Source organism: Dyella jiangningensis (genome assembly GCF_003264855.1).
GTDB classification, from domain to species: domain Bacteria; phylum Pseudomonadota; class Gammaproteobacteria; order Xanthomonadales; family Rhodanobacteraceae; genus Dyella; species Dyella jiangningensis_C.
The window spans coordinates 1-26,519 of sequence record NZ_NFZS01000007.1 but is presented as its reverse complement, the minus strand read 5'-3'; the positions used below and the strand labels follow the sequence as shown (position 1 = coordinate 26,519).

27 protein-coding genes are annotated in these 26,519 nt (G+C 66.5%); 12 read left to right on the top strand and 15 right to left on the bottom strand.

Features of this window, described 5'->3' with window-relative positions; translation table 11 throughout:
• Positions 1-14: 14 nt before the first annotated feature.
• Genes CA260_RS20350 through CA260_RS20335 form a run of 4 tightly spaced genes read right to left on the bottom strand, consistent with a single transcriptional unit; the run spans position 15 to position 4,074 of the window.
• Positions 15-650 carry a DUF2894 domain-containing protein gene (locus CA260_RS20350; protein WP_111984906.1) on the bottom strand — a complete coding sequence of 212 codons (636 nt, stop codon included), beginning with the start codon at positions 648-650 and terminating at the stop codon, positions 15-17.
• Positions 643-1,290 carry an OmpA family protein gene (locus tag CA260_RS20345; RefSeq protein ID WP_111984905.1) on the bottom strand — a complete coding sequence of 216 codons (648 nt, stop codon included), beginning with the start codon at positions 1,288-1,290 and terminating at the stop codon, positions 643-645. Before CA260_RS20345 ends, CA260_RS20350 begins: the two co-directional genes overlap by 8 nt.
• Complete coding sequence (locus tag CA260_RS20340) at positions 1,287-3,380, bottom strand: DUF802 domain-containing protein (RefSeq protein WP_111984904.1); 2,094 nt, start codon at positions 3,378-3,380, stop codon at positions 1,287-1,289. The genes CA260_RS20345 and CA260_RS20340 overlap by 4 nt, the downstream gene beginning before the upstream one ends.
• Before the next feature lie 10 nt (positions 3,381-3,390).
• Complete coding sequence (locus CA260_RS20335; protein WP_111984903.1) at positions 3,391-4,074, bottom strand: DUF3348 domain-containing protein; 684 nt, start codon at positions 4,072-4,074, stop codon at positions 3,391-3,393.
• Between the two features lie 121 nt (positions 4,075-4,195).
• On the opposite strand from CA260_RS20335, the gene CA260_RS20330 reads away from it, so the two are divergent.
• A complete protein-coding gene (locus CA260_RS20330; protein ID WP_111984902.1) occupies positions 4,196-4,642 on the top strand; it encodes a hypothetical protein in 447 nt (148 codons plus the stop codon).
• 9 nt (positions 4,643-4,651) lie between these two features.
• Here the strand turns inward: CA260_RS20330 and CA260_RS20325 are convergent, their stop codons facing one another.
• A complete protein-coding gene (locus tag CA260_RS20325) occupies positions 4,652-5,404 on the bottom strand; it encodes a GntR family transcriptional regulator (RefSeq protein WP_111984901.1) in 753 nt (250 codons plus the stop codon).
• A gap of 218 nt (positions 5,405-5,622) precedes the next feature.
• Here CA260_RS20325 and zwf point away from each other — a divergent pair, with 218 nt between their 5' ends.
• The 4 genes from zwf to eda all read left to right on the top strand — a co-directional run bounded on the left by zwf (position 5,623) and on the right by eda (position 10,493).
• Entirely contained in the window at positions 5,623-7,089 is a 1,467-nt protein-coding gene (gene zwf, locus CA260_RS20320; RefSeq protein WP_111984990.1) for a glucose-6-phosphate dehydrogenase, read from the top strand.
• Positions 7,090-7,209: 120 nt separating this feature from the next.
• Complete coding sequence (pgl, locus tag CA260_RS20315; RefSeq protein ID WP_111984900.1) at positions 7,210-7,923, top strand: 6-phosphogluconolactonase; 714 nt, start codon at positions 7,210-7,212, stop codon at positions 7,921-7,923.
• A gap of 67 nt (positions 7,924-7,990) precedes the next feature.
• On the top strand, positions 7,991-9,808 hold the full coding sequence (gene edd, locus CA260_RS20310) for a phosphogluconate dehydratase (protein ID WP_111984899.1): 1,818 nt from the start codon (positions 7,991-7,993) through the stop codon (positions 9,806-9,808).
• 37 nt (positions 9,809-9,845) lie between these two features.
• Positions 9,846-10,493, top strand: a complete 648-nt coding sequence (eda, locus tag CA260_RS20305; RefSeq protein ID WP_111984898.1) for a bifunctional 4-hydroxy-2-oxoglutarate aldolase/2-dehydro-3-deoxy-phosphogluconate aldolase — start codon at positions 9,846-9,848, stop codon at positions 10,491-10,493.
• A gap of 95 nt (positions 10,494-10,588) precedes the next feature.
• Here eda and CA260_RS20300 read toward each other — a convergent pair whose 3' ends face one another.
• Positions 10,589-10,993, bottom strand: a complete 405-nt coding sequence (locus CA260_RS20300) for a hypothetical protein (protein ID WP_111984897.1) — start codon at positions 10,991-10,993, stop codon at positions 10,589-10,591.
• Between the two features lie 189 nt (positions 10,994-11,182).
• Between CA260_RS20300 and CA260_RS20295 the strand changes: the two genes are divergently transcribed.
• Positions 11,183-11,719 carry a DUF2501 domain-containing protein gene (locus tag CA260_RS20295; RefSeq protein WP_111984896.1) on the top strand — a complete coding sequence of 179 codons (537 nt, stop codon included), beginning with the start codon at positions 11,183-11,185 and terminating at the stop codon, positions 11,717-11,719.
• Positions 11,720-11,850: 131 nt separating this feature from the next.
• On the opposite strand, the gene CA260_RS20290 is transcribed toward CA260_RS20295, so the two are convergent.
• From CA260_RS20290 to cyoA, 5 genes are read right to left on the bottom strand one after another with little or no spacing between them, the layout of a single operon-like run.
• Positions 11,851-12,624, bottom strand: coding sequence for an SURF1 family protein (locus CA260_RS20290; protein WP_111984895.1), 774 nt, complete (start codon positions 12,622-12,624; stop codon positions 11,851-11,853).
• Between the two features lie 58 nt (positions 12,625-12,682).
• A complete protein-coding gene (gene cyoD / locus CA260_RS20285; protein WP_111984894.1) occupies positions 12,683-13,066 on the bottom strand; it encodes a cytochrome o ubiquinol oxidase subunit IV in 384 nt (127 codons plus the stop codon).
• Positions 13,063-13,701 carry a cytochrome o ubiquinol oxidase subunit III gene (cyoC, locus tag CA260_RS20280; RefSeq protein WP_111984893.1) on the bottom strand — a complete coding sequence of 213 codons (639 nt, stop codon included), beginning with the start codon at positions 13,699-13,701 and terminating at the stop codon, positions 13,063-13,065. The genes cyoD and cyoC overlap by 4 nt, the downstream gene beginning before the upstream one ends.
• Positions 13,694-15,667: a cytochrome o ubiquinol oxidase subunit I gene (cyoB, locus tag CA260_RS20275; RefSeq protein WP_202864124.1), complete on the bottom strand. Its 1,974-nt coding sequence runs from the start codon at positions 15,665-15,667 to the stop codon at positions 13,694-13,696. The genes cyoC and cyoB overlap by 8 nt, the downstream gene beginning before the upstream one ends.
• Positions 15,668-15,704: 37 nt before the next feature.
• Entirely contained in the window at positions 15,705-16,652 is a 948-nt protein-coding gene (gene cyoA / locus CA260_RS20270) for a ubiquinol oxidase subunit II (RefSeq protein WP_111984891.1), read from the bottom strand.
• 153 nt (positions 16,653-16,805) lie between these two features.
• On the opposite strand from cyoA, the gene CA260_RS20265 reads away from it, so the two are divergent.
• From CA260_RS20265 to CA260_RS20255, 3 genes are all read left to right on the top strand, one after another.
• On the top strand, positions 16,806-18,137 hold the full coding sequence (locus tag CA260_RS20265; protein ID WP_111984890.1) for an MFS transporter: 1,332 nt from the start codon (positions 16,806-16,808) through the stop codon (positions 18,135-18,137).
• 129 nt (positions 18,138-18,266) lie between these two features.
• On the top strand, positions 18,267-19,583 hold the full coding sequence (locus CA260_RS20260; RefSeq protein ID WP_425479759.1) for a DUF763 domain-containing protein: 1,317 nt from the start codon (positions 18,267-18,269) through the stop codon (positions 19,581-19,583).
• 323 nt (positions 19,584-19,906) lie between these two features.
• Complete coding sequence (locus tag CA260_RS20255) at positions 19,907-20,602, top strand: extensin family protein (RefSeq protein WP_111984888.1); 696 nt, start codon at positions 19,907-19,909, stop codon at positions 20,600-20,602.
• Here the strand turns inward: CA260_RS20255 and CA260_RS20250 are convergent, their stop codons facing one another.
• The 4 genes from CA260_RS20250 to CA260_RS20235 all read right to left on the bottom strand — a co-directional run bounded on the left by CA260_RS20250 (position 20,603) and on the right by CA260_RS20235 (position 24,072).
• The gene (locus tag CA260_RS20250) at positions 20,603-22,783 is read right to left on the bottom strand and encodes a sensor domain-containing diguanylate cyclase (RefSeq protein WP_172461940.1); all 2,181 of its coding nucleotides are present in this window, start codon (positions 22,781-22,783) and stop codon (positions 20,603-20,605) included.
• An 86-nt stretch (positions 22,784-22,869) separates the two neighbouring features.
• Entirely contained in the window at positions 22,870-23,175 is a 306-nt protein-coding gene (locus tag CA260_RS20245; protein WP_111984886.1) for a DUF1272 domain-containing protein, read from the bottom strand.
• A 38-nt stretch (positions 23,176-23,213) separates the two neighbouring features.
• On the bottom strand, positions 23,214-23,678 hold the full coding sequence (locus CA260_RS20240) for a GNAT family N-acetyltransferase (protein WP_111984885.1): 465 nt from the start codon (positions 23,676-23,678) through the stop codon (positions 23,214-23,216).
• A gap of 1 nt (position 23,679) precedes the next feature.
• Entirely contained in the window at positions 23,680-24,072 is a 393-nt protein-coding gene (locus tag CA260_RS20235) for a rhodanese-like domain-containing protein (RefSeq protein WP_111984884.1), read from the bottom strand.
• 78 nt (positions 24,073-24,150) lie between these two features.
• On the opposite strand from CA260_RS20235, the gene ftrA reads away from it, so the two are divergent.
• From ftrA to CA260_RS21550, 3 genes are all read left to right on the top strand, one after another.
• The gene (ftrA, locus tag CA260_RS20230; RefSeq protein WP_111984883.1) at positions 24,151-25,140 is read left to right on the top strand and encodes a transcriptional regulator FtrA; all 990 of its coding nucleotides are present in this window, start codon (positions 24,151-24,153) and stop codon (positions 25,138-25,140) included.
• Positions 25,141-25,233: 93 nt separating this feature from the next.
• Positions 25,234-26,088 carry an EamA/RhaT family transporter gene (locus CA260_RS20225; protein ID WP_111984882.1) on the top strand — a complete coding sequence of 285 codons (855 nt, stop codon included), beginning with the start codon at positions 25,234-25,236 and terminating at the stop codon, positions 26,086-26,088.
• Positions 26,089-26,410: 322 nt separating this feature from the next.
• Positions 26,411-26,519, top strand: a 109-nt coding sequence (locus CA260_RS21550) for a helix-turn-helix domain-containing protein (RefSeq protein WP_146745395.1), incomplete at its 3' end; no start/stop codon positions are given.

The window sequence follows — 26,519 nt, the reverse complement described above, 5'->3', positions numbered from 1 at the left end:
CCGCGCCGCCGCCATCAGGGTTCTTTGGCTTTGCGCCTGCTGCGCTTTTTCGCGGCAGGCGCAGGCGCGTCCTTGATGACCGGCCCGCTGCTCGCGCCCAGCTGTTCGAGCCATGCCAGGTCGTCGATATAGCCGAGGAACTGCTGGAGGTAGCCGGGTGAGAGATCGCGCATGAGTGCGATCGAGCGATGCACGAGTGCGCTCGAATTGAGTGGACCGGCGTTCGTCGGCGCCTGTTCCAGCGACTGGCGCACCTGGCTCTGCGTGCGCACCTGCGACCAGATCTGCTGGAACTCGTCCAGTGCTTCCAGTGGCGGCAGGGAAACGGCCTCTTCCGCGTCGGGATCCGGTTGCACGCGGCGGTCGCCCGCGTGGCGGGCGAGTTCATCGACCAGTTCGCCGAGCGGGCCGCGGGCCGGCGATTCCGTCGTCGCGACGTGAGCGGAGGCCGCCTTCGCTACGTCGTTCGCATACGCATCGAGCAGTGCCGACAGCTTCCCGTCGAGCAACTTGCGCACCGCGCCCGTCTGTTCGCGGGCGCGTCGTTCCATCGCGTCGATGAAGTGAAAGCGCACGGTGTCGATGCGATCGGCTCGCTGTGCGCGCCACGCGTCGAGCATGGTTCGTGCGCGCGTCGCCGCATCAGTCATGGGAGGCGGCGGTCGCGCTGGAAGGCTTGGGGATGGGCGCGATCTCCACGCGACGGTTCTTCGCGCGCCCTTCTTCGCTGGTGTTCGAACCCACCGGCTGCTCCGCGCCGAACGCGGCGGCAAACAGCGACGACGCGGGCACGCCTTCGGCGATCAAGGCGCGCGTTACGGTGAGTGCGCGCTCGGCCGAGAGTTCCCAGTTGTCGGTGAACTGGCGGTTGCCGTCGCGCACCTGGCGATCATCGGTGAAGCCGCTCACCATCAGGATCTCGTCGCGGGACTTCAGGTAATTGGTGAGCGGGCCGGCGAGGCTCTTCAGCAGCTCGCGGCCTTCCGGCTGCAGCTGGTCGGAGTTGAGTGCGAACAGCACGTTGCCGCGGATGCCGATGCGCCCATTGACCAGCGTGACGCGGCCGGCAGCCAGCGGCGCGGCCAGTGCCTGTTCCAAGGTCATGCGTCGTTGCGCTTCGGCCTGGCGCTGCTTCACCTCTTCGTCGAGCCGGTGCGAAAGCTGCAGTTGCACGCCAATCACGCCGACCAGGATCAGCACGAACGCGCCCAGCAGCACGGACATCAGGTCGCCGAAGGCGGCCCAGATCGGCGCCGATGATTCGCCTTCGAGGTCGATGTCCTCGTTCATGCCGCGTCGGCCCCGGCGGTACGCTGTTCGGCAAGCAGCTGCACTTCCTCGATGATCTGCTTCTGCGACAGCATGCTGAGGTCGATGACCTCCTTCGCCTGCGCCACGTAGTACGCGAGCTGCTCGTCACTGCGAGCGAGCGACTTGTCCAGCGCGGCTTCGATGCCTTGCAGGCGCTCCATCAGCATCTCGTTCGACTGGCCGAACAGTTGCACGGCGGCGCCGAAGGCATCGCCCAGGCTCGCTACTTCGATGGCGCTGCTGGTGAGCTGTGCGGCCACCGTCTCAAGCTTGCCTGTTTCGGCTTCGACGTGGTCGGTGAAGCGTGTGCCGACGCGTTCGAGCAGCGCGGCCGACGTACCGACCAGCGCATCGACGGCTTCGCGCTGTTCGGTCGAGGCATGGTTGACCGCGTCGAGCAGGGTTTCCAGCGTGCCCAGCAGGCGTGCGCGTTCATCCAGCATGGCGGTGTCGCGCACCATGCTGTCGGAAAGTTTCTGGCGCAGCTCGGCAATGACTTCGGCAGCGGCCTTCGGTGCCTCGGAGGCGGTCTGTACCAGTCGCGAGATCTCCGCGATGGTTTCCTTGGCGTGCGACTGCGCTTCGGCGGTGATGCCGCGCGCGGTCTGCGCGAGCGTGTCGCAGATATCCTGCTGGCGCTGGGCCACCTGTTCGCCGGCATGCTCCCACTGCTTGCCCAGGGCGTCCGTCATCGCGCCGAGGGTTTCGGTCCAGGCCGACAGTCGCTGCTGGTCACGGGCTTCCAAAGCGGCCTGCAGGTCGGTGTGCGAAGCCTGCACGACGCGCACCAGCGACGCCGCATGTTCCTCGAAGGCAGCAGCGGCCGCAGTGAGCCCCTGCTGGTTGCGCTCGGCCAACTGTGCGTTGAGCGTGTCCTGGCGCGACAGCGCATCGTTCCACGCCTGGGCAGTGTTGCTCGTTGCGGTCTCGAGCTGGGTCGACGTGTTCTGCAGCAGGTGGCTGGCGCGCTGTTCGAACGTGGCGCTGAACTGATCAAGGGTCTCGCCCAGCTGCCCGACGAGCTTGCCATTGGCGTCGCGATGTTCGGCCACTGCGTCGCGCCAAAGGCCTGCCACGTCCTTGGTCGTCGTCTCCAGTTGCGCCGACACGCCGTCGAGCTGGCGCTGCACGGCCTGCGAAAGCTTGTCGTGCAGCGCACCCGTTTCGCGCATGAGGCCGGCCATGGTCGCCTCCACCACCGGTTGCAGTGCCGCGCTGGCCGCACTGGCGCTGCCGGCGATGCCTTCCTTCAGCGACGTTTCAACGGACGAAGCCAGCTGCGTATAGACGGCTTCGGTACGTGCGTGGAAGGCCTCGTGGCTGGCCATCTGGCGCTCGTGCGCCGCGACGTTCTGTTGTTCGATGGCAGTCATCATCGCCTGCAGATGCTCGACCAGCGCGGGCATCTGCGCCGTCTGCTGCTGCAGCAGCTTGAACGCTTCCTCGCGCTGGTGTGTCTTCGAGAACGCGCGCAGCGTGGTCGCGGCCTTCGCATCGAGCAGCTGCGTCGCCTGCATGCGCTCGCGGCGGCTCAGCGCGGACAGCAGGCCGAGCATGGCCGAGCTGGCGACACCGGCAATCGAGGTACCGAACGCAAAGCCCAGGCCCTTGACCGGCGCGGCAAGCGAGCCGCGCATCGCCTCAAGGTCGGTGGCGCTTTCCAGTGCGAGGCCGGTGCCGCGCAGCGTGGCCATCATGCCAAGCAGCGTGCCCAGCATGCCCAGCAGCACCAGCATGCCGACCAGGTAAGGCGTCAATGCCGGCGTGGGCATCGCTGCGCGTTCACCTTCGATGCGCAGCCGCGCATGGTTGCGCACGCTGGGATGCAGGCGTTCCAGCCATGCGCCCAGACTGGCGGGCGCGGTGGACAGATCCGCAACGGCGCGCAGCAGCGAGCCCGTGGCCTGGCGATATCGATGCAGTTCGAAGGCACCGGCGAGGTAGCACGCGGCGATCAGTGCCGCGACGGCTGCGCCCAGCGGGTTGGAACCGATGTAGCCGATGCCGATCCAGCCGATGGCGGCGAGGCCAACGAGGAACACGCCGAGATTGAGGAGGTTTCTGAACATGATTGACCAGTTAGCGGGTGCGAAGCGCTGCGAGCAGCCCTTCGACCGGTTGAAAACGAACATCCAGTTCGGCGAGCAACACGCTCTGCATGTCCTTGCGGAAAGTGTCGAGCCATGCGCCGGCAGAGATGTTCTCCGCGGGCGGCGCATCGGCCGGTGTGTCCTGCGCGCGCTTGCGCAGTCGTTCGAAATGATCGCCAAGCAGATGGGGCACGGCGGCGAGCAGCGTATGTTCGCGCGGACTCAGCGCGCGTTCCATCACCGCGTCCACCTCGGCGAGGCGCGCCATGTCCGGCGTCTTTTGCGCGAGCATGTCGCGCAGCCGACCACGCAGGTTGCCCGTGGCGGTCTGCATGCGGCGTTGCATGGTGAGGTAGCGCTGGCGGAAGGCCGGGTATTCCACGTCGCCGTCGGTGCTCTCCCCGGCGCCCTTGATCACTTCCGCGAGCGAGGCGCGCACGCGCGCGCACTCTTCCGCCTCGGCATCGCCGAAGGGCGGGGCATCGAAAGCCTCCGTGGACGCCCGGCGATCCATCGCGGTGGACAGCGCGATCGCATGCGTCCAGTCGAGCCACTGGCTCAACCGGTCCGAGAGGGACGAGCGGGACGGGGAAACGTCAGCGTCCGTCAGGCGAGCCAGCAGGCGAATGAACGTCGAGCCGCGGATGCTTGTTCGTGGAGAGTCCTGCGCCATACTACGGACGTCAAAAACTCCATATTTTACACGGTTATGGAGCGAAGACGCCCCGGCGCAGACACGACCTTGCCCGGATGCTATTCAGCACGGCGATGAATCGTCCCGCGACAGGTGGCCCATGCAGCTCATCTTCACCAAAGGCGCCGGCAAGCACGATCGCATGGAGGTCGTCCGCGAGGATGCGCCGAACGAGCAGGTCGATTGCCCGAAGCAGGGCATCATTCCGCACGATATGGTGCATTTCGCCGTGGAAAGCGTGCTGCGCAGGCGCGGCTTCGTCACGCGTCTGGCCGCGGGCGAGACAGCGGACGTCCGCATGGGCGCGGAAGCCGAAAGCGATGGCGTGGAGCGGCTGGTCGAAGTGTTCCAGGCCGACGGATGGGCTGGATGGAGCAGCGCACCGACGGACATGCTGGATCTCTACCGGGTGACCTGCCAGGCCAGGCAGTGCGAACCGCTGGCGGTGGACGAGCAGGACATGGAGGCCGTGCGGGCATGCATCCTCGCACTCACCGCGCAGTGGCAGGCCACGGGCGTGGGCCAGTCGGTGGCGCTGGCGTTCTAGTGCCGGACCTCAGTCCGTCTGCAGTTCGGCCACGAAATCGTAGATGTCGCCGCGATACCACGAGGTGGTGAACTCCACCACGCGGCCGTCGTCGAGAAAGCTGCGCCGCTCGATGTTGAGGCCCGCGCTGCCGGCCGGGACGTGCAGCAGGCGCGCCTGCTGGGCACCCAACGACACGGCGCGCAGGCGCTGCAAGGCGCGGCGCGGGCGCGCGCCGAGGGTTTCCAGCACCTGGTACAGCGAGTCGTGCACGATCATCGGGTCGGGCAGCACGCTGGCGGGCACCACGCTGCGCTCGATCGCCAGGGGCTCTTCCTTCGCATAGCGCACGCGATGCAGGCGCGCGACCAGCACGCCCGGCGAAAGGTTGAGCGCCATCGATTCCTCGGGCGTCACCTCGCCCACGCTGCGCTCGAAGAACTCCGAGCGCGGGTTCAGGCCGCGCGCGCGCAGGTCTTCCGTGAAGCTGGTGAGGCGCGACATCGGCTTGATGATGCGCTCGGCCACGAAGGTGCCGGCGCCGTGCCGCTGGTTCAGCAGGCCCTCTTCGACGAGGCCGGCGATGGCCTTGCGCACGGTGACGCGCGACAGCTGCAGCAGGCGCGACAGGTCGCGTTCGCTCGGCAGGGCCTGGCCCGGCTCGATGTCCCGGTGCTCGACCACGTTGCGGATGGCCCGGCGCAGGCGCAGATAGGCCAGCGGCTGGTTCACGGCCGGGTCACGGCTGAGGCGGCGATATTCGTTGACGAGGGCGGTTTCCATGCCTGCACGATACCAATGAGAATACCAATCGCGCAATCAGGCGCTGCGACGCGGCTTTCCGGTGGTACCAATTCGGGTGTCGAATCCCTCCTCAACGTAGGCCGACCAAGGCGCGCCGGGGAACTGGTGTTGTCTGGTATTTCACTGGTACGATCGTCAGGCATCGCACGTGGTATGCATGCCACGTGTCGCTCCCCGCATCGCTCGAGGTGACTGAAGTGACTGCTTCTCCCCTGCCGGTCGACCCCTTCGACCTGGTGATCTTCGGCGGAACCGGCGACCTCGCCGTTCGCAAGCTGCTGCCCGCGCTGTACCACCGCTACGCGGACGGGCAGATTCCCGAGACCAGCCGGATCATCGGCATCGCCCGCGAGGGTCTCGACGACGACGGTTACCGCGCCAGCACGCGCAAGGCGCTGCAGGAAAACGGCGGCGACAAGAGCAAGATCGACGCCTTCCTCAAGCTCGTGCATTACCGCTCGCTGGACGCGCGCAAGGACGACGGCTGGGACGACTTCGCCGCGCTCATCGGCGGCCAGCCCGATCACGTGCGCGTGTTCTACCTGTCCACTTCGCCCGAGCTGTTCGTGGACATCTGCAACCGCCTTGGCACCTACGGCCTCAACAAGGGCAAGGCGCGCGTGGTGCTGGAAAAGCCCATCGGCCGCGACCTCAAGAGCGCCAACCAGATCAACGACGCGGTCGGTCGCGTGTTCGACGAATCGCAGACCTATCGCATCGACCATTACCTCGGCAAGGAAACGGTGCAGAACCTGCTGGCGCTGCGCTTCGGCAACATCCTGTTCGAGCCGCTGTGGAACGCCGAGCACATCGACCACGTGCAGATCACCGTGGCCGAAACGCTGGGCGTGGGTCAGCGCGCGGGCTATTACGACCATGCCGGCGCGCTGCGCGACATGGTGCAGAACCACCTGCTGCAGCTGCTGTGCATGGTGGCGATGGAGCCGCCCTCCTCGCTGTCGCCCGACGCGGTGCGCGATGAGAAGCTCAAGGTGCTGCGCTCGCTCAAGCACATCGACGAAAGCAACGCGAGCCAGCTCACCGTGCGCGGCCAGTACCGCGCGGGCGCGGCCGAAGGCCAGAGCGTGCCGGGCTATCTCGACGAGCTGAAGGACCACAAGTCCAACACCGAAACGTTCGTGGCCGTGAAGGCCGAGATCGCCAACTGGCGCTGGGCCGGCGTGCCGTTCTACCTGCGTACCGGCAAGCGCCTGCCCGAGCGCGTGTCCGAGATCGTGGTGGTGTTCAAGCCGGTGCCGCATTCGATCTTCGATCCGTCGGCCGGCGTGCTGGCGCAGAACCGCCTGGTGCTGCGCCTGCAGCCGGACGAGAACATCAAGTTGTGGGTCACCATCAAGCATCCGGGTCCGGGCGGCCTGCGCCTGCGCCACGTGTCGCTGGACATGAGCTTTGCCGAGGCCTTCGGCGTGCAGCAGCCCGATGCGTACGAGCGCCTCATCCTCGACGTGGTGCGCGGCAACCCGACCCTGTTCATGCGTCGCGACGAAGTGGAAGCGGCGTGGCACTGGGCCGATCCCATCCTCGCCGCGTGGGCGGACAGCGGCGAGTCGCCGCGACCGTACACCTCGGGCACCTGGGGCCCGAGCGCGGCGGTGGCGCTGATCGAGCGCGACGGTCGCACCTGGAACGAGGACAGTGAATAAGCCGATGTCCGACACCGTCGAGCGCCATGCACAGGTGTTTCACCTGTGCGTTGCGGCGCCGGGCCTAGACTCGTTTTCCCGCCACGCGTGTGTCATCCGCGCAGCCCACATTTCCCCGACATGCCGCCGATCTTGAACGTCACCACCCACAGCTTCACCGATTGCCATGCCCTGGCCGACGCCCTGGCCGAGCGACTCGCCGACCGCCTGCGCGAAGGCATTGCCGAACGCGGCCATGCCCTGCTCGCCGTATCCGGCGGCAGCACGCCGAAGCATCTGTTCGAGCGCCTGTCGCGACAGGCGGTGGATTGGGCCAAGGTGCAGGTCACCCTGGTGGACGAACGCTGGGTGCCCGAAACCAGCGAGCGTTCCAATGCCGCCATGGTGAAGGCCTTGCTGCTGCAGCACGCCGCATCGGTCGCGCAATTCGTGCCGCTGTATGCCGATGCGCCGACGCCCGAGGCTGGACTCGTCGCCCTGCGCGCACGCGTGGCGTCGCTGCCGCTGCCGTTCGATGCGGTGGTGCTGGGCATGGGCAACGATGGTCACACGGCGTCGTTCTTTCCCGGCGGCGATCGCCTGCCCGAAGCGCTCGATGCCCACAGCGACGTGCGCGTGCTGCCGATGCGTGCACCGGGCGCCGGCGAGCCGCGCATCACGTTCACCTTGTCCGCGCTGCTGCAGACGCGCGCGCTGTACCTGCACATCGAAGGCGAAGCCAAGCGCCAGCTGCTGGCCGATGCGCGGCTGGGCCTGGGCGAAGCCGCGCATTTCCCGGTGCGCTCGGTGCTGACGCAGGAGCGCGTGCCGGTCGCCGTGTACTGGTGCCCGTAAGCGCGTCGCCATCACGAATCAAGGCGCCTCATGCCATGCGCCACCTGAAATTCCCCGGAGTCAGAACATGACCGTGCTTCACCCCGTTCTTGCCGAAGTCACCGAGCGACTGCGCGAGCGCAGCCGCGCATCGCGTGCCGAGTACCTGCGTCGCATCGATGGCGCGCAGGGCGGCAGCGTGCATCGCGAGCGTCTTTCCTGCGGCAACCTCGCCCACGGCTTCGCCGCCTGCGGCACCACCGACAAGGAACGCCTGCGCGAAGGCCATACGCCCAACCTCGCCATCATCAACGCATACAACGACATGCTCTCGGCGCATCAGCCGTACGAGCGCTATCCGGACCTGATCCGCAACGTCGCTCGCGACATCGGCATCACCGCGCAGATGGCGGGTGGCGTGCCGGCCATGTGCGACGGCATCACGCAAGGCCGCGCCGGCATGGAGCTGTCGCTGTTCTCGCGCGACCTGATCGCCATGGCCACGGCCATCTCGCTTTCGCACAACATGTTCGACGGCGCGCTGTACCTGGGCATCTGCGACAAGATCGTGCCTGGCCTGTTGATCGGCGCACTGAGCTTCGGCCACCTGCCCGGCATCTTCGTGCCCAGCGGCCCGATGCCCAGCGGCATCAGCAACGAGCAGAAGTCGAAGGTGCGCCAGGCCTACGCCGAGGGCAAGGCCAGCAAGGCCGAACTGCTGGAGGCCGAGGCGGCTTCGTATCACGCGCCGGGCACCTGCACGTTCTACGGCACCGCCAACTCCAACCAGATGCTGATGGAGATCATGGGCCTGCATCTGCCGGGTGCGAGCTTCGTGGCGCCGGACACGCCGCTGCGCGACGCGCTGACGCGCGAAGCGGTGCTGCGCGTGGCCGAGCTGAGCGCACCGGGTTCGTCGCACCTGCCGCTCGGCCACATCATCGACGAGCGCGCCATCGTCAACGGCGTGATCGGCCTGCACGCCACCGGCGGCTCCACCAATCACCTGCTGCATCTCGTCGCCATCGCGCGTGCGGCAGGCATCGAGCTGCGCTGGGATGAATTCGACGCACTGTCCTCGGTGATCCCACTGCTCGCACGCGTGTATCCGAACGGCTATGCCGACGTGAACCAGTTCCACGAGGCCGGGGGCATGGCCTTCCTGATCGACCAGCTGCTCAGCGAGGGCCTGCTGCACGCCGATGTGCGCACCGTGTTCGGCACCGGTATGGACGGCTATACGCAGGTGCCGCACCTGGATGACGCCGGCGCGCTGGTATGGAAGCCGGTGTCGAAGGACAGCGGCAACCGCGGCGTGCTGCGCGGCGTGGCCGAGCCGTTCCGGACCGACGGCGGCCTGCGAATGCTCAGCGGCAACCTGGGGCGCGCGGTGATCAAGGTATCCTCGGTGCCGGACGACCGTCTCGTCATCGAAGCGCCGGCCATCGTGTTCCACGACCAGGACGATGTGCGCAAGGCGTTCGAGCGCGGCGAGCTCAACCGCGACTTCATCGCCGTGGTGCGCTTCCAGGGTCCGCAGGCGATCGGCATGCCGGAGCTGCACAAGCTGACGCCGACGCTGTCGGTGCTGCAGGACCGCGGCCATCGCATCGCGTTGCTTACCGACGGCCGCATGTCGGGTGCCTCCGGACGCGTGCCGGCGGCGATCCACATGACGCCCGAAGCCCAGGACAACGGCGCCATCGCGCGTATCCGCGACGGCGACATCGTGCGCCTGGATGCCGTGCACGGAAAGCTGGACGTGCTGGTGGAAGCGGCCGAATTCGAAGCGCGCGTGCCGGCCACGGCGGACCTGTCCACGCATCAGTTCGGGCTGGGACGTGAGCTCTTCGGCATGTTCCGCCGCAACGCCACCACCGCCGATCTCGGTGCGGGCGTGTTCTGACGCAACGCATTTCTTCTGACCGCATTCACGGAACACCATGAGCATCGAACAGAAACAGCAGCAGGTTGAAGCCACCTTGCGCCTGGCGCCGGTGGTGCCGGTGGTGATCATCGAAAACGCGCGTGACGCGGTGCCGATGGCGCGCGCACTGGTCGCCGGTGGCACGCCAGCCATCGAGATCACGCTGCGCACGCCCGCCGCGCTCGACGCCATCAAGGCGGTCGCCGAGGAAGTGGAAGGCGCCGTGGTCGGCGTGGGCACCGTGCTCAGCGCCAAGGATCTTCGCGCGGCGCAGAAGGCCGGTGCGCGCTTCGCGGTATCGCCCGGCGTATCACCCGGCCTGCTCGACGCGGCCGACGACAGCGAACTTCCGCTGTTGCCGGGCACGGCCACCGCGAGCGAAGTGATGACGCTGCTCGAACGCGGCTATCGCCACGTGAAGTTCTTCCCCGCGGTGCCGGCCGGTGGCGCCAAGCTGGTGGGTGCATGGGCCAGCCCGCTGCCGCAGATGAAGTTCTGCCCCACGGGTGGCATCTCGCTCGCGACGGCACCGGATTTCCTGTCATTGCCCAACGTCATCTGCGTCGGCGGTTCATGGCTGACGCCGGCCGACAAGCTGCGCAACGGCGACTGGGCCGGCATCGAACAACTTGCCCGCGAGGCGGCAGCGCTGCGCGCGAAGTAAGCCACGCCGGGAGCGCACCCAGTGCGCGATCGCGATCCCCGCAATGACCCCTCGCATTGCTGCGGTCGCGCACTGGGTGCGCTCCCGATCGAGGATCAACGCACGGCGAGCGTGATGGTGAACGTCGGGTTCTTGCCCTGGGGCGTCGCGGACCGCATCTGGTACACGCGCACGGTGTAATCGCCATCCCGTTTCACGTCGCCGCTCCACCGCGCGTCACCGGTGATCGATGTGTTGACCAGCGCTTCCTGGCTGTTCGGCGGCACCACGTTGAAATACACGCCGCTGGGGCCCTGCAAGGCTACCGTCAGTGTCTGCCCGGCCTTGGCGCCCAGCACGTAGTCGTGTCCTTCGCCCAGCGCGGCGGTGAATGTGGCGGAGTTGGCGCCCTTGTCGAAACTGACGCGTTCCGAGGCGACGCTGCCGAAGCCTGTCAGGGCGACGACGACGAACAGCAAGACGGCGGTCCAGGCGCGCTCGCGCTTCTTCATCGATACCATGGCTGCGACTCCGTTGAACGAACAACGAGTGGTGCGCTGTCACTGTCGGGTGTGCCGGACGGTTCCCCAACTCCGCGGCGAATCCACTATCGCGGCGGATTCGTGAAGCCGTCGTGGATCAGTTCGCCAGTGACACGGACGTAACGATCCAGGGTGTTGAATGCCCGCACCTGACGGAGGGAGACAGACATGAACAAGCGCATCAGCGGCATCACCACGGGCTGTGTGGCCATCGCCTTGAGCCTCGCCTGCAGCACGGGCGGCGCGCAGGATCTCGGCAAGCTGGGCAGCATGATTCCCGGCGGCGGATCCATGACGTCGGGCAGCATGGGCAACGTGGCCGGCCTGCTGGAGTACTGCGTGAAGAACAACTATCTCGGCGGCGATTCGGGCGCCTCGGGCATCCAGCAGCAGTTGATGGGCAAGCTGGGCGGCGGTTCCACGTCGGCCTCGAGCAATTCGGATCAGGGTTCGAACACCAGCGACATGCTGGGCCAGCTCACCGGCAAGAAGAAGTCATCGTCCCATGCCGATGCCTCCGGCACATCGGGCGGCACCAGCGATCCCGGTTATCTCAGCGGCGCGAAGGGCATCCTGCAGGGCAGCAACGGCCAGCACATGGATCTCAACAGCGTCGGCGGCGGTTCGAGCGACCTGAAGTCGCAGATCACCACGAAGGTGTGCGATACGGTGCTGAAGCAGGGCAAGTCGTTCCTGCATATGTAACGGCATCGTGCCTCTTTTGTAGGAGCGCACCCAGTGCGCGATCAACCTGCCCCACCTGCACGGTGCGTGGCATGGCGACCATCGAGTGCACCGGGGACGGCACACGTTGCGGTCGCGCACTGGGTGCGCTCCTACAATGGGCCGGGCTGAGTTCTGCGCAAGCGGTATTCGTCGCGGCCTACATAGATCGCGGCGCCCAGCACCAGCAGCGCCAATGCGTACCAGGTGATCAGATAACTCAGGTGGTTGTTGGGAAACGCGGTCACCGTCAGGCCGCCTTGTGGCCATGAGGGTTTGCCCTGGTCGAGGGTGCCGGGCGCGGCATCTTCGTCGACGAAGAACGGTGCAGCACGATCGAGGCCGCGCGCCTTGGCGATGGCCGCCACATCGCGCGTGTACCAGCTGTTGCGCGCGGAATCGTTGCTGCGCAGTAGCCCAGAGGGCTCGCTCATGCGCAGCAGGCCAGTGAGTGCCGTCTCGCCCACGGGGCCGAGCGGGCAGGCGCGCTTGGCGCCACACCAGTCGGCGGGCGCAAAGCCGCGATTGACCAGCACGATCGAGCCATCGTCTTGTTGCAGCGGCGTCATCACCCAATAGCCGCTGCCGAAATCGGTGGCCGTCCATACCAGCGTCTGACGGTCGTGCAGGAAGCGGCCATGCAGCGACACGTGCCGATACTCCGCGGATTCGGCCGTGATGGCAGGCCATTGGTCGGGCGTGGGTGTCGCTACGGGCGTCGCGTGGACGCGCGCATCCACGCGGGCGATCAAGTCGCGTTTCCAGGAAAGCCGCTTCACCTGCCAGGTGCCAAGCGCGACGAAGCTGCTGAACAGCACGAGCCCCAACAGGGCGAACAAGGCCAGTGCGACGGGGCCGCGCGGTCGGCGGATCGGTTCGTCAGTCATCGATGGGGCTGCGGTGGGAACGCGCCATAGTCTAGGGCAATACTAATTCAGTGTTGCCCTAAGGCAGGTTCGACGTATCCATCAGCGGCATCATGTTGTGGTTGAGGTGGTACATGATCCAGATCGAGCCGCTGAGCGTGATCACCACGAGCACGATGGTGAACACCAGCGCCAGCATGTTCCAGCCGCCCTCGGATTTCGAATTCATGTGCAGGAAGTAGATCATGTGCACCACGATCTGCACGGCCGCCAGGCCAAGGATGATCACCGCCGCGGCGGCCGAGTCCTTGACCACGTGCCCCATCACCAGCCAGAACGGGATGACGGTGAGGATCACCGCCAGCACGAAGCCGGTCATGTAACCCCTGAAGGTGGCGTGGATGCCCAGGTCGTCGTGGCCGTGGTCGTCGTGGGCGTGCTGCAGTTCGTCATGCGCGCTCATGGCAACACCCCCATCAGGTACACGAAGCTGAAGACGCCCACCCACACCACGTCGAGGAAGTGCCAGAACATCGACAGGCACAGCAGTCGGCGCTTGTTGGCGTGGATCAGGCCTTTCTTCATCACCTGCACCATCAGCACGATCAGCCAGAGGATGCCGCAGGTGACGTGCAGGCCGTGCGTGCCCACCAGGCTGAAGAACGAGGTGAGAAAAGCGCTGCGCTGCGGACCGTTGCCCTCGGCGATGAGGTGCGCAAACTCGCGCAGCTCCACGGTGAGAAAGCCCAGGCCCAGCAGGCCGGTGATCACCAGCCACAGCAGCATCGGATTCTTCCGGTCGCGCTGCATTTCCAGCACGGCGAAACCGTAGGTGATGGACGAAAGCAGCAGCAGCGTCGTGTTGAGCGCCACCGTGGGCAGTTCCAGCACCTCGGCGCCGGTCGGGCCACCGGCATATTCGCGGCCCAGCACGCCGTAGGCCGCGAACAGGCAGGCGAAGATGAGGCAGTCGCTCATCAGGTACACCCAGAAGCCGAGCAGGGTGCCGTTCGCGGGGTGGTAATCCTGCGCCTCGTGGAACAGCAGCTTCTCGGTCGGCCCGCTGCCCGGCGTCATCGTGGAGGACATGTCAGACATGGCTGGCCAGTAGCTCCGTGCGGGATTGTTCGACGCGGTGCACTTCATCGGCAGGGATGTAGTACTCGCGCTCGTAATTGAAGGTGTGCGTGATGGCGACCACCAGGATCGCCAGGAACGACAGCGCAGCCACCAGCCACATGTACCAGATCATCGCGAAGCCAAACACGAAGCTCAGCGCACCGAGGATGAACCCGGTGCCGGTGTTGTGCGGCATGTGGATGGGACGGAAGCCTTCCAGCGGCCGTTCGTACTTGTGCTTCTTCATCATCCACCACGCATCGTGGTCGTGGATGCGCGGCGTGAACGCGAAGTTGTACGGTGGCGGTGGCGACGAGGTCGACCATTCCAGCGTGCGGCCGTGCCAGGGATCGCCGGTGACGTCGCGCAGCTCCACGCGGCGACGGAAGCTCACGTAGAACTGCATGATGGTGCAGCCGATGCCGAGCAGGATGAGGAACGCGCCGAACGCTGCCAGGTAGGTCCAGATGCGCAACGAGGGATCGTCGAAATGGTTGAGGCGGCGCGTCACGCCCATCAGGCCCATCACGTACAGCGGCATGAAGGCGAAATAGAAGCCGATCAGCCAGAACCAGAACGAGCACTTGCCCCAGAAGCGATCGAGCCGGAAGCCGAACGCCTTGGGGAACCAGTAGTTGATGCCGGCGAACAGGCCGAACAGCACGCCGCCGATGATCACGTTGTGGAAGTGGGCCACCAGGAACAGGCTGTTGTGCAGCGAGAAGTCCGCCGGCGGTACCGCCAGCAGCACGCCGGTCATGCCGCCGATGACGAAGGTGACCATGAAGGCCACCGTCCACATCATCGGTATCTCGAACTCCACGCGGCCGCGGTACATGGTGAACAGCCAGTTGAAGATCTTCGCCCCGGTGGGAATGGAGATGATCATCGTCGTGATGCCGAAGAACGCGTTGACGTTGGCGCCCGAGCCCATCGTGAAGAAGTGGTGCAGCCACACGAGGAACGACAGCACGGTGATCACCACCGTGGCGTAGACCATCGAGGCGTAGCCGAACAGCGGCTTGCGGCAAAAGGTGGCGGTGACTTCGGAATAGATGCCGAAGGCGGGAAGCACCAGGATGTAGACCTCGGGGTGGCCCCAGATCCAGATGAAGTTTATGTACATCATGGCGTTGCCGCCCGATGCCGTGGTGAAGAAGTTGGTGCCCACGTAGCGATCCAGCGCCAGCATGGCGAGTACCGCGGTAAGTACCGGAAACGCGGCCACGATCAGCACGTTGGTGCACAGCGCCGTCCAGGTGAACACCGGCATCTTCATCAGCGTCATGCCAGGCGCACGCATCTTCACGATGGTCACCAGCAGGTTGATGCCCGATAACAACGTGCCCACGCCTGCTATCTGCAAAGCCCAGATGTAGTAGTCGACGCCCGCATCCGGGCTGGACACGATATCCGACAGCGGCGGGTAGGCGAGCCAGCCGGTGCGCGCGAATTCGCCGATGAACAGCGAGGCCATCACCAGCAGTGCGCCGGCCACCGTCATCCAGAAGCTGAAATTGTTGAGGAACGGAAACGCCACGTCGCGCGCGCCGATCTGCAGCGGCATCACGAAGTTCATCAGGCCCGTCACCATCGGCATGGCCACGAAGAAGATCATGATCACGCCGTGCGCCGTGAAGATCTGGTCGTAGTGATGCGGCGGCAGGTAGCCCATGTTGTCGCCGAAGGCGATGGCCTGCTGCGCGCGCATCATGATGGCGTCGGAGAAGCCGCGCAGCAGCATCACGAAGCCGAGGATCATGTACATGATCCCGATCTTCTTGTGGTCGATGCTGGTGAACCACTCGCGCCACAGGTAGCCCCACAGCCGGTAGTAGGTGATCACGCCGAGCAAGGCGATGCCGCCGAGCGCCACCACGGCAAACGTGCCGACCAGGATCGGCTCGTGGAAGGGCAGCGATTCGAGCGTCAGACGGCCGAACAGCAGTTTGGTCAGATCGGGCATGGCATCACCACGGCATTCATTCGGTACGGGAGGACATCGACATGCCTTCCATGTCGCCGGTATGCGTGTCGCCCGCCGGGCGCGTGCTGGTCATGCATGCGCGGCTGTTGGGGTCCACGCATTGCGTGAGGATGGCCTGGTAGAGACCGGGCGCCACTGTTGCGTAGGCATGCACGGGCTCGTAGCGGCTGGGCTGGGCAAGCTTCACGTACGCCTCACGACTCAGGTCGCCCCCGCCGCCCTTCGCGCGTTCGACCCAGCGGCCGAAATCGCCTTCGTTCATGCCGTGGAAGACGAAGTGCATGCCGGAGAAACCCAGCCCGCTGTAGTTGGCGGAGAAGCCCTCGAACTCGCCCGGTCGGTTGATCACCGCCTGCAGCGTGGTCTCCATGCCGGGCATCGCATAGATCTGACCGGCGAGCGCGGGAATGAAGAACGAGTTCATCACCGTCGACGCCGTAATCTTGAAGTTGATCGGCCGATCGACCGGTGCGGCCAGTTCGTTCACGGTGGCAATGCCCTGTTCGGGGTATATGAACAGCCACTTCCAGTCGAGCGCCACCACGTACACGGTCAGCGGTCGCGCATTGGCGGGAATGGGACGGCCGGGTGCAAGCTGGTCGAGCGGCCGGTACGGATCGAGCTTGTGCGTGCTGACCCACGTGATGGCACCGAGCGCGATGATGATCAGGAGCGGCGCCGACCAGATCAGCAGTTCAAGGATGGTCGAGTGATCCCAGTCGGGATCGTAGGTGGCTTTCTTGTTGGATGCGCGGAAATGCCAGGCGAACCACAGCGTCAGCACGATCACGGGAACGATGATGAGCAGCATCAACACGGTTGAAGTGATGATGAGGTCCCGCTGTTGCCTGGCCAGGTCGCCGGACGGCGACATCAGCACCGACTGGCACCCCGCCAGCGGCAGAGTCACGGTGAAAAGCAGCCATCCACGCAAAGCCTTCATAGACGTCACCGGCGCAACCGATGTTATGGGTATGGTTGAACGGTCCGCCGATCGGCGCCGGACAGAAGCGCATCCACCCTCTTCTGTCGCGGCCAAGGCGTGGCGGCGCCATGCAGTTGGCCGGGACATCCTCCCCCTTCCCGAGTAACGACTATGTCAAGCACGTACCCCGAACATGGCGGCGCACCGGAACACTCGGCGGAGCAGATCGGTCGCCTGCATGCGCACGCAAGGGTGGCTCCCGGAGAGATTGCCGTCGGCGTGATCATCGGTCGTACGTCCGAGCACTTCGATTTCTTCGTGTTCGGTATTTCTTGCGCACTGGTGTTTCCGCAGGTGCTGTTTCCTTTCACCGACACGCTGCACGGCATGCTTTACGCTTTCACGGTCTTTTCACTGGCCTTCATCGCGCGGCCGTTCGGCACAGCGTTGTTCATGGATTTCCAGCGGCGTTGGAGTCGCGGCACCAAGCTCACCATCGCGCTGTTCCTGCTCGGCAGCGCCACGGCGGGCATGGCGTTCCTGCCCAGCTACCGACAGGTCGGTGACTGGGCGATCGGGTTGCTGGTGCTGTTCCGCATCCTGCAGGGTATTGCGCTGGGCGGTTCGTGGGACGGCCTGCCCTCGCTGCTCGCATTGAATGCGCCGCCGGACAAGCGCGGCTGGTACGCGATGCTCGGGCAACTCTCCGCGCCGATCGGTTTCCTGGTGGCCGGCGCCTTGTTCCTGTTCCTGCACGAAAGCCTTTCCGATGAAGACTTCATCGACTGGGGCTGGCGCTATCCGTTCTTCGTCGCCTTCGCCATCAATGTGGTGGCCTTGTTCGCACGCCTGCGCCTGGTGGTGACGGAGGAATACACCGTCGCGATGGAAGAGCGCGAACTCGAACCCGTCGGCAGCCTGACCATCCTGCGCACGCAGGGCTACAACATCTTCATCGGCGCGTTCGCCGCGCTCGCCAGCTACGCGTTGTTCCACCTGGTGACGATCTTCCCGCTGTCATGGATCGTGCTCGGCTCGATGCAGCCGGTGAACTCGGTGCTGGTGGCGGAGATCATTGGCGCGTTCGCGTGCATCCTCGGCATGATCATCTCCGGCCTGCTGGCCGATCGCGTGGGTCGACGCACCACGCTGGGCACCATGGCCGCGCTGATCGCGATCTTCGCGCTGATCACGCCATGGCTGCTGGGCGGCGGCAAGTGGGGGCAGGACGCCTTCATTATCCTTGGATTCGGCGGTCTGGGTCTTTCCTACGGGCAGGCGGCCGGCAGCGTGACGTCCAACTTCGAGATGCACCTGCGTTATACGGGCGCGGCCTTCACCACCGACTTCGCCTGGCTGATCGGCGCGGCGTTTGCGCCGCTGGTCGCGTTGGGTTTGTCGATGCGCTTCGGGCTGGTGGCGGTCAGTGCCTATCTGCTGTCGGGCGTGTTGTGCACGCTGCTGGCGCTGCGGGTGAATCGCGCGCTGGCCGCGCGCGAATGAGCCATCAGTACGAGCGCCGAGCGCGCGTCTGAACCTGTCGCCCGCTTATCGCGTACACGACAAAAGCCGGCCGCGGGCGTGGCTGTCGTCGCGCGACGCGAGACGCGGCTTTGCGATACTTCACCCCGCATGCGCGCGGGTGCGCGCCGTTCGTGGAGTTCCCAACGCATGAGCCGACGATCCGGAAGCGCCGACCTGCCGCTGCATGGCGGCCGCGTGCCGCGCTGGCTGGCCGATCGCATGACGAAGCTTGGCGCGCTGATGGCCGAGGCGATCGTGCGCGAATACGGCCGCGACGAACTGCTGCGTCGTCTTGCGCATCCGTTCTGGTTCCAGTGCTTCGGCGCCGTGATGGGCATGGATTGGCATTCCTCCGGCATCACCACCAGCGTGATCGGCGCACTCAAGCGTGGGCTCGCGCCGATGTCCGGCGAGCTGGGCATCCACGTGTGCGGCGGCCGTGGCAAGCACTCGCGCGCGACGCCGGCGGAGCTCATGGGCATCGGCGAGCGCGTGGGTTTTGACGGCGCCGCGCTGGCGCAGGCGAGCCGGCTGGTGGCGAAGGTGGACAGCGCCGCGGTGCAGGACGGTTTCGATCTGTACCTGCATGGCTTCGTGGTCAGCGACGAAGGCCGCTGGGTGGTGATCCAGCAGGGCATGAACGGCGAGCGCCGCCAGGCGCGTCGCTATCACTGGCTGTCGGAAGGCCTGCAAGGTTTCCTCGATGATCCGCATGCCGCGGTGGATGGCCCCGGCCAGGGACGCATCATCAATCTCGCCGACCGTCGTGCGCGCGACTCGCGCGATGCGCAGCTGGAACTGCTGCATACGCTGGGCCCCGACCGCATCCTGCGCGAGTTGCAGTTGCTCGAAGGCGATCGCGCACGGCCCGAGGCGCCGTTGCAACTCGGACTGCTGCCGCACCTGATGCTGCCCGACCATCATGACGTGCGCGCCAGCGACGTGGTCACGCGCCGCCTGCACGGCAATCTCGCGGCCGCCGCGGCGAATGGCCCCAGGGATTTCACCGAACTGCTGCAGGTGCCGGGCGTGGGTGCACGCACGGTGCGTGCGTTGGCGATGGTGGCCGAGGTACTGCATGGTGCACCGTGCCGCTTTACCGACCCGGCGCGCTTCTCGATGGCGCACGGCGGCAAGGATCGCCACCCGTTCCCCGTGCCTACGCGCGTGTACGACCACACCATCGACGTACTGAAGAGCGCGATCACGCAGTCGAAGCTGGGGAACGACGAGCGCATGGCGGCGCTGCGTCGGCTGGACGAGCAGTCGCGCCGGCTGGAGCGGGATGCGCGTGGTCCGTCCGTCCCCGGGCTGATTGCCGAAGAGCGCCGTCTTTCGCACGCCTACGGCGGACGCAGCGTGTTCGGCTGGGAACCCGCGCCGCCGGAGGCAACGCCGCTCGCGAAGAAGCGGACCCAGCCTTAGGGCAACACTGACTGCGTATCGCCGTCGTCCCACGGGACTAGCTTCGCGTCGCCCCACGGGACTAGCTTCGCGTCGTCACCCGCCCTATGGCCTGCGGACAGACGGGGCGGACCCAACCGGTGAGTTCTTCCATGATGGGTGATGTCTGGAAGGCCCGCCGGCTGCGCCGCGCGGCTTGGCAAGACGGCCAGTCTTCCCGGCGCCACGCGACGCAGCCGGCGAGCCTTCCAGGATCATGACGGCGGCGATACGCAGTCAGTGTTGCCCTAGGGCGCGACGCCGCGCATACCCCGCCATGACGAAACCGCGGCTAGCGTCGCCTCATGCGCGTCACGCTGCTCCTGCTGCTGTTGCTTGTGGTGGTGGTGCTGGGCCTCTGGCTCAGCGGCTGGCGTCCGCCGGACCGCTTCAATCCGTGGGCGCCGCTGGACGTGCGCGCCGAACCCGACCTGTTCCTGCGCTACAAGCTGCACCGTCTGGATGAGGATCCCGCGCGCTGCCGTGCCGCGCTCGCGCAGGCCGGCGCGCGGTTCACCCCGCTGCCGGACCACGCCGGCCGCGACGGATGCGGCTGGCACGATGCCGTGCAGTTGAGCGGCACCGGCATCGCGCAGCTGACGCACCCCACCACGGTGACCTGCCCGTTGGCTGCATCGCTGGTGATGCTGGACCGCCACGTGATGCAGCCGGCGGCGGAAGCGGTATTCGGGCAACCGGTCCGTACGATGGATCACGTCGGCAGTTATGCCTGCCGCAACGTGTATGGCGAACAGGACGCGGCGCTGAGCTCGCATGCCACCGCCGAGGCCATCGACGTCACCGCGTTCCGGCTGGGCGATGGCCGCGTGGTGCGGATCGGCAGCGATTGGCATCGCGGATCGTCCGGCGTGTTCCTGCACCGCGTGGAAGACGAAGGCTGCCGCTACTTCGGCATCGTGCTCGGACCTGACTACAACATCGCGCACCAGACCCATTTCCATCTGCAGGAAAGCCGCGGGATGGGCGGCTGGTGCCGATGATCACGCGTCGTCCGAGGTGATGTCGTAGCGGGCGCGGCCACGCTCCTTGGCGCGATACAGCGCCTGGTCGGCGATATGCATCAGCGTGTCGGCCGTGTCGATGCGGCGGCACAGGGCCACGCCGACGCTGAGCGTGACCTGCAACCGGCGATGCCCGAACAGGACGGGCGTGGCCATGGTGGCGGTGACCTTGCGCGCGAGCGCTTCGGCTTCCTCGCGCGTGGCAACGTCCTCGCACAGGATCACGAACTCGTCACCGCCCAGCCGCGCCAATAGATCCGATGCGCGTATGGCTGCCCGCAGCCGGTGCGCCACCTCGTGCAGCACGGCATCGCCGGCCGCGTGGCCGTGCGTATCGTTGATCTGCTTGAAGTGGTCCACGTCGATCATCAGCAGCAACAGTGGCGCGTCGACCAATGCAGCATGTCGTACCGCCTTGTCGATGCCTTCGCTGAACGAGCGCCGGTTGGCGATGCCGGTCAGCGTGTCGTGGTGTGCGAGGAAGGCGAGCTGCTGTTCCGCCTGCTTGATGCGCGTGATCTCGGTGGTGAGCGTGTAGATGCCGTTGGCCTCGCCGCTGGCGGTGCGGGCCGGCAGGTAGGTGGCCTGGAAGTAGTAGCGCCGGTTGGCGTAGTCCGCCTCGTATTCGAACGTGGTCGTGGTGCCTTCGAGCGCCAGTTCGATGTGCGGCTTGAGCACGGCGTAGACCTCCGGGCCGCGGACGTCTTCGACCGAGCGTCCGATCATCGCGGAAGGCTCGACGCCCACCATGGCGCTCACGTAGCCGTTGACGAAGGTGTAGCGCTGTTCGGCATCGATATGCGCGATGACGGCGGGCACGTTGTCGGTGATCGTGCGCAGCCGTTGCTCGCTTTCGGCCAGCGCTTCCTGGGCCACCTTTGCCTCGGTGATGTCGCGGCCGGTGTAGACCAGCTCCATCTCGCCGGAGCGATCCGGGCTGGGCGCCACGCGCGCCAGCGCTTCCAGCCAGAGGTAGTGGCCCGAGCGGCAGCGGACGCGGTACTCGGTGAGCGAGGGCTTGCCGGTTTCCCACAGCCGGGCGACCGCCGCGGCGACATGCTCGCGGTCGTCGGGATGGATCAGCTCGACGCCGCTGTCCATGAACTCGTCGATGTCCCAGCCCAGCAGGTCCTTCACCGACGGCGATACATAGCGGCGCCTGCCATCGCGCGAGATGCGCATGATGAGGTCGCTCGCGTAATCGGCCAGCAACCGGTAGCGGCTTTCACTGTCCTTGACCCGGCGCTCGAGCCGCCGGCGATCGGCCAGCGCAAGCGCCACTGGCACCGCGACGACGCACAGCACGCCGAGATAGATCTGCGCGAGCAGGGCGCGTTCGCCCGGCGTAACGGCGAGGATCAGGTCGAAAGGCCCGCGCCCCAGCGCCGTCGCCACCGTGGTCACCGCCGACACGATGGCGATGCCGATCACCAGGCCGGGGAACCGATAGTGGAACACCAGGTACAGCAGCGGTGCGAACACGATGAACAGCAGGGGATAGCGTGACTGCGCGAAGGCCGCGATGGTGATGGCGGCATGCAAGGCGATGTCGCGCGACATGCGCAGGCGGCTGCCGGGCTGGCCGAACATGCGGCGCTGCTGGATCAGCGTCACCAGGCTCAGGGTGCCCACGATCACCATGCCCAGCACGCGCGAGCGGAACCACCAGTCCACGGTGTTCCAGTAGGGCGCGCCGATGGCCACCCGCAGGATGAAGGCCGCCATCAGCGCGGAAACCGCACACGCGACCAGGGTGGCGCCGAACGCGATGCGGCCCAGCCGCAGGAAGCGCGTGTCTTCGGCGATCCTCGGAAAGCCATGGTGGATCGCCGCCGCCACGATGAGGATTTCCAGGCAGTTGATCAGCGCCAGCGCGAGGGCCATCCACGGATGCATGCCCAGCAGGCCTCCGGCCGTCGCGTAGTGCGCCAGCATGAAGGCCGCGATGTAGAGCAGCAGATAGGCCAGCCATCGCCGCTCCGGCGCATACAGCAGCACGGCGACCAGAACGCCGTTGGGGACCCAGATCGACATCACGCTGCCGGTGTGCTGCGCGAGCAATAGGGAGCCGGCGACGGTGATGAAGATCGCCAGAAGTACCGCGACCATCTTGGCGAGCAGGACCCATCGCTCGCGGTAGGGCTGGGATGGCTGGTGCATGACCATGGTCGGCAACGAGGGGCGGACTCGCCACGCCATCTTTAGGACGCGTACGTCAACGCTTTGTCGTTGCGCTTAGTCCGCGGTCAGCGCCGGTCGGGTGGCAGCGCGCCTGGCGCGGTGGCGAATTCGGCGTGGCTCGCCAGCGCGACCGGCTTGTAGGTGACGTGCGTCGTCGCGGGATAGCGCAGCAGCGAGTTGCCGTTCTTCCAGTCGCGCATGGGCCGGATGGGCCGAGGCGCGAAGCCGCCGCCACAGTTCGGGCAGACGTTTTGCAGGCTTGCCACGCAATCGCTGCAGAACGTGCATTCGAACGAGCAGATCATCGCCTCGGTCGAATCCGGCGGCAGCGCCTTGTTGCATTGCTCACAAGTGGGGCGAAGCTCCAGCATGAAACCTCCTGGCCCATGGGAGTGGCGATCGTAGCGCCTCAGGCCTCGCCGAGCGACAGGCGGTAGCGCAGCTTGGCAACCTCCGACGGGCCAAGCCGGCGATAGAAACGCGCGGCATCGAGGTTCCACCACGGTGTCTGCCATTGGAGCGCGGCGCAGCGGTGCGTGCTGGCGAAATCGCGGACGGTCCGCCACAGCTGGAGACCGATGCCATGGCCTCGCCAGTCTTCGCGCACATAGAGGCAATCCATATGCAGGTAGAAGGCGGCATCGAGCGTGGAGAAATCGCGGGTGGCGCTCGCATAGCCGACCACGTCCCGATCGACTTCCGCGAGCCACGCATACAGCCACGGCGGTTCATGGTCGAGTGCGTCCGCGAGCGCGGCCGGCCGCTCGCCAGCCCGCTGCGGCAGGCGTTCATAGGCGGCATGCTCGGCCACGAGCGCGAGCAGGGCGGTGACGTCCGCTCCGCTCGCGCGCCGGATGGTGGGCACGTGGTCCACCTCAACGCTCCAGGCCGAAGCCTTCGTCGATCCAGCCGGTGAGGCCGCCGATCATCTCCTTCACCGGCCGGCCGAGCTGGGCAAGCTTCACCGCGGCCTTGTTGGCGCCGTTGCAGTGCGGGCCGGCGCAGTAGACGACGAACAAGGTGTCGTCCGGATACTCGGCCAGCCGCTGCTCGCTGATGGTGCGCGTGGGCATGTTGATGGCGCCGGGCACGTGGCCGGCGGCGTAGAGCGTGGGGGTGCGCACGTCCAGCAGCACGAAATCCTTGGTTTCGTGGTTGGTCGCGTAGTACACGTCGGCGCAGTCGGTTTCGAAGCCGAGGCGGGCCTGGAAATGCGCCAGTGCATCGGTGCTGGCGGCGGCGGGAAAGCGCTGGACGACACTGCTCATGACGGACTCCATGTGAAAAGGCGGCGCCAGTATCGGCACTGGCGCCGGCGTCCGACATTGGCAAGAATGCCAGTCACCATGAAAAATCCGCCAAAGCGTTCCAGACGTCCATCCGCACCGATCAACCGCGACGTGGCGGTGCTGGTCTACGACGGCCTGTGCACCTTCGAATTCGGTATTGCCGTCGAGATGTTTGGACTGCCGCGTCCCGAACTGAAGGACTGGTACCGCTTCAGGCTGTGTGCCGTCGACCGCGGGCCGATGCGCGCGGCGGGCGGCATGCGCGTACTGGCCGATGCGGGCCTCGAAGACCTGGCCGGGGCCGGCACGGTGATCGTGCCCGGCTGGCGTGGGATCGATGCCGCGCCGCCACCGGCCCTGCTCGATGCGCTGCGCAAGGCGCATGCGAACGGCGCGCGACTGCTGTCGTTCTGTTCCGGCGTGTTCGTGCTGGCCGCCACGGGCTTGCTCGACGGCCGTCGTGCGACCACGCACTGGCGCTACGCCGATGCACTGGCCGCGCGCTTTCCGCGCATCCGCATCGAACCGGACGTGCTCTATGTCGACGAAGGCGACGTGCTCACCTCGGCCGGCTCCGCCGCCGCACTGGATCTGTCGCTGCACCTGATTCGCCGCGACTTCGGACCGGAGGCGGCCAACTCGGTGGCGCGCCGCGCCGTGGTGCCGGCGCATCGCGATGGCGGGCAGGCCCAGTTCATCCAGGCGCCGCTGCCGGAGCAGGGCGCGACGCTGGGCAAGCTGCTGGAGTGGATGCGGCGCCACCTCGACCAGCCCCTGCCGCTGCCCGAGCTCGCCGAACGCGCGCGCATGAGCGAACGCACCCTGCTGCGTCGCTTCGAGGACGCCACCGGCTGCTCGCCCAAGCAATGGCTTACGCGCGAACGCCTCAATCGCGCGCGCGAGCTGCTCGAAGGCAGCGACCTCCCGGTGGAGCGCGTGGCGGACGTCTGCGGCTTCGGCAGCGCGGATACGCTGCGCCACCATTTCCGCCATCATGTGAAGCTCAGCCCCGCGCGCTATCGCGAACGTTTCGCGCACGCGAGCTGATCCCCGAGCAGCTTCATTCCGCCGGATGACGCCCGCAAGGCGATCCGTTGTATAGGCGGGGCTCGCCCGGCCACCGCCCGACAAGGACATTCCATGATCTATGTGTTGATGAGCGTCGCCTGCAGCGTGCTGGTGTCGGTGCTGCTCAAGCTCGCGCGGCGGCTGCAAGTGGACGTGGGCCAGGCCATCGCGTGGAACTACGTGGCGACCAGCGTGCTTACCTGGAGCGTGTTCCATCCGGCACTCGCCGTGCTGCGCAGCGCGCAGGCGCCGTGGCTGGGCTTCGTGGGCCTGGGCCTGCTGCTGCCGCTGATCTTCCTCGCGCTGGCGTCATCCGTGCGCAGCGCCGGCATCGTGCGCACGGACGCCGCGCAACGCCTGTCGCTGCTGATCTCGCTGCTGGCGGCCTTCCTGTGGTTCGGCGAGACCTTGAGCCTCGCCAAGGGCGCCGGCGTCGCGATCGGCCTGCTCGCGCTGCTGTGCATGGTGTGGAAGGTCGACACGCGCGGCAGTGACGAGGCGCGGGGCTGGCTGTGGCCACTGGTGGTATTCGCCGGCTTCGGCCTCATCGACATCCTGTTCAAGCAGGTGGCGCGCGCGGGCACCCCGTTCGCGGCCTCGCTGCAGGCCATGTTCGCACTGGCCTTCGTGGTATCGCTGGCGATCCTGCTGTGGCGCCGCTGGCACGACCGCACCTTCTTCACTCTGCGCGACGCCATCGCCGGCCTGCTGCTGGGCCTGGCCAACTTCGGCAACATCGTGTTCTACGTACGCGGCCACCAGGCCTTGCCCGATCATCCTTCGCTGGTGTTCGCGAGCATGAATCTGGGTGTGGTGGCCTTGGGTGCGGTGGTGGGCACGGCGGCGTTCCGCGAGCGGTTGAGTGGGGTGAATGTGCTGGGGCTGGGGCTGGCGTTGGGGGCGATCGGGTTGATTGCCTGGGGGTGAGTGGCGCTTTGTTCTGGCTCTCGGGCTTGCGTTCGCAACACCGTGCTCACCATGTACCGACGCGCAGCCTACCCCTGTAGGAGCGCACCCTGTGCGCGAGATCCTTTCGCGCCAGTCTTCACTTCTCGGCATCCCAGTGAACAGTCGAAGGGGGTGATCCCGTAATGCCGATCTTCGATTGTCGCCGTACCGCCAGCGTGCCGCTTACGCAGCGGGCGTTTCGACGTCCTGCCGGCGGCCGAGTTGCTTTTCTTTTGCTGGCCCAAAAGAAAAGTAAGGCGGTCTCTAACATCAAGTGCAACACCCCACGACGAGGTGATGCATGGGACAGCACTACAGCCATCTGAGCGCCGAAGAGCGAGGTGCGATCATGGTGGGCAAGGCCCGTGGCGAGAGCGCAAGGCAGTTGGGGCGGTTGCTGGGTCGCTCCG

Bases quoted from the DNA above. Each gene is read 5' to 3' on its own strand.
- CA260_RS20235 (WP_111984884.1), bottom strand. From the start codon at position 24,072: ATGAGCAGTGTCGTCCAGCGCTTTCCCGCCGCCGCCAGCACCGATGCA.
- pgl (WP_111984900.1), top strand. From the start codon at position 7,210: ATGCCGCCGATCTTGAACGTCACCACCCACAGCTTCACCGATTGCCAT.
- CA260_RS20255 (WP_111984888.1), top strand. From the start codon at position 19,907: ATGCGCGTCACGCTGCTCCTGCTGCTGTTGCTTGTGGTGGTGGTGCTG.
- CA260_RS20290 (WP_111984895.1), bottom strand. From the start codon at position 12,624: ATGACTGACGAACCGATCCGCCGACCGCGCGGCCCCGTCGCACTGGCC.
- cyoD (WP_111984894.1), bottom strand. From the start codon at position 13,066: ATGAGCGCGCATGACGAACTGCAGCACGCCCACGACGACCACGGCCAC.
- CA260_RS20300 (WP_111984897.1), bottom strand. From the start codon at position 10,993: ATGGTATCGATGAAGAAGCGCGAGCGCGCCTGGACCGCCGTCTTGCTG.
- ftrA (WP_111984883.1), top strand. From the start codon at position 24,151: ATGAAAAATCCGCCAAAGCGTTCCAGACGTCCATCCGCACCGATCAAC.
- CA260_RS20260 (WP_425479759.1), top strand. From the start codon at position 18,267: ATGCGCGCGGGTGCGCGCCGTTCGTGGAGTTCCCAACGCATGAGCCGA.
- CA260_RS20335 (WP_111984903.1), bottom strand. From the start codon at position 4,074: ATGGCGCAGGACTCTCCACGAACAAGCATCCGCGGCTCGACGTTCATT.
- CA260_RS20350 (WP_111984906.1), bottom strand. From the start codon at position 650: ATGACTGATGCGGCGACGCGCGCACGAACCATGCTCGACGCGTGGCGC.
- CA260_RS20295 (WP_111984896.1), top strand. From the start codon at position 11,183: ATGAACAAGCGCATCAGCGGCATCACCACGGGCTGTGTGGCCATCGCC.
- edd (WP_111984899.1), top strand. From the start codon at position 7,991: ATGACCGTGCTTCACCCCGTTCTTGCCGAAGTCACCGAGCGACTGCGC.
- CA260_RS20225 (WP_111984882.1), top strand. From the start codon at position 25,234: ATGATCTATGTGTTGATGAGCGTCGCCTGCAGCGTGCTGGTGTCGGTG.
- CA260_RS20330 (WP_111984902.1), top strand. From the start codon at position 4,196: ATGCAGCTCATCTTCACCAAAGGCGCCGGCAAGCACGATCGCATGGAG.
- CA260_RS20325 (WP_111984901.1), bottom strand. From the start codon at position 5,404: ATGGAAACCGCCCTCGTCAACGAATATCGCCGCCTCAGCCGTGACCCG.
- CA260_RS20340 (WP_111984904.1), bottom strand. From the start codon at position 3,380: ATGTTCAGAAACCTCCTCAATCTCGGCGTGTTCCTCGTTGGCCTCGCC.
- eda (WP_111984898.1), top strand. From the start codon at position 9,846: ATGAGCATCGAACAGAAACAGCAGCAGGTTGAAGCCACCTTGCGCCTG.
- cyoC (WP_111984893.1), bottom strand. From the start codon at position 13,701: ATGTCTGACATGTCCTCCACGATGACGCCGGGCAGCGGGCCGACCGAG.
- CA260_RS20250 (WP_172461940.1), bottom strand. From the start codon at position 22,783: ATGCACCAGCCATCCCAGCCCTACCGCGAGCGATGGGTCCTGCTCGCC.
- CA260_RS20345 (WP_111984905.1), bottom strand. From the start codon at position 1,290: ATGAACGAGGACATCGACCTCGAAGGCGAATCATCGGCGCCGATCTGG.
- CA260_RS20265 (WP_111984890.1), top strand. From the start codon at position 16,806: ATGTCAAGCACGTACCCCGAACATGGCGGCGCACCGGAACACTCGGCG.
- CA260_RS20245 (WP_111984886.1), bottom strand. From the start codon at position 23,175: ATGCTGGAGCTTCGCCCCACTTGTGAGCAATGCAACAAGGCGCTGCCG.
- cyoA (WP_111984891.1), bottom strand. From the start codon at position 16,652: ATGAAGGCTTTGCGTGGATGGCTGCTTTTCACCGTGACTCTGCCGCTG.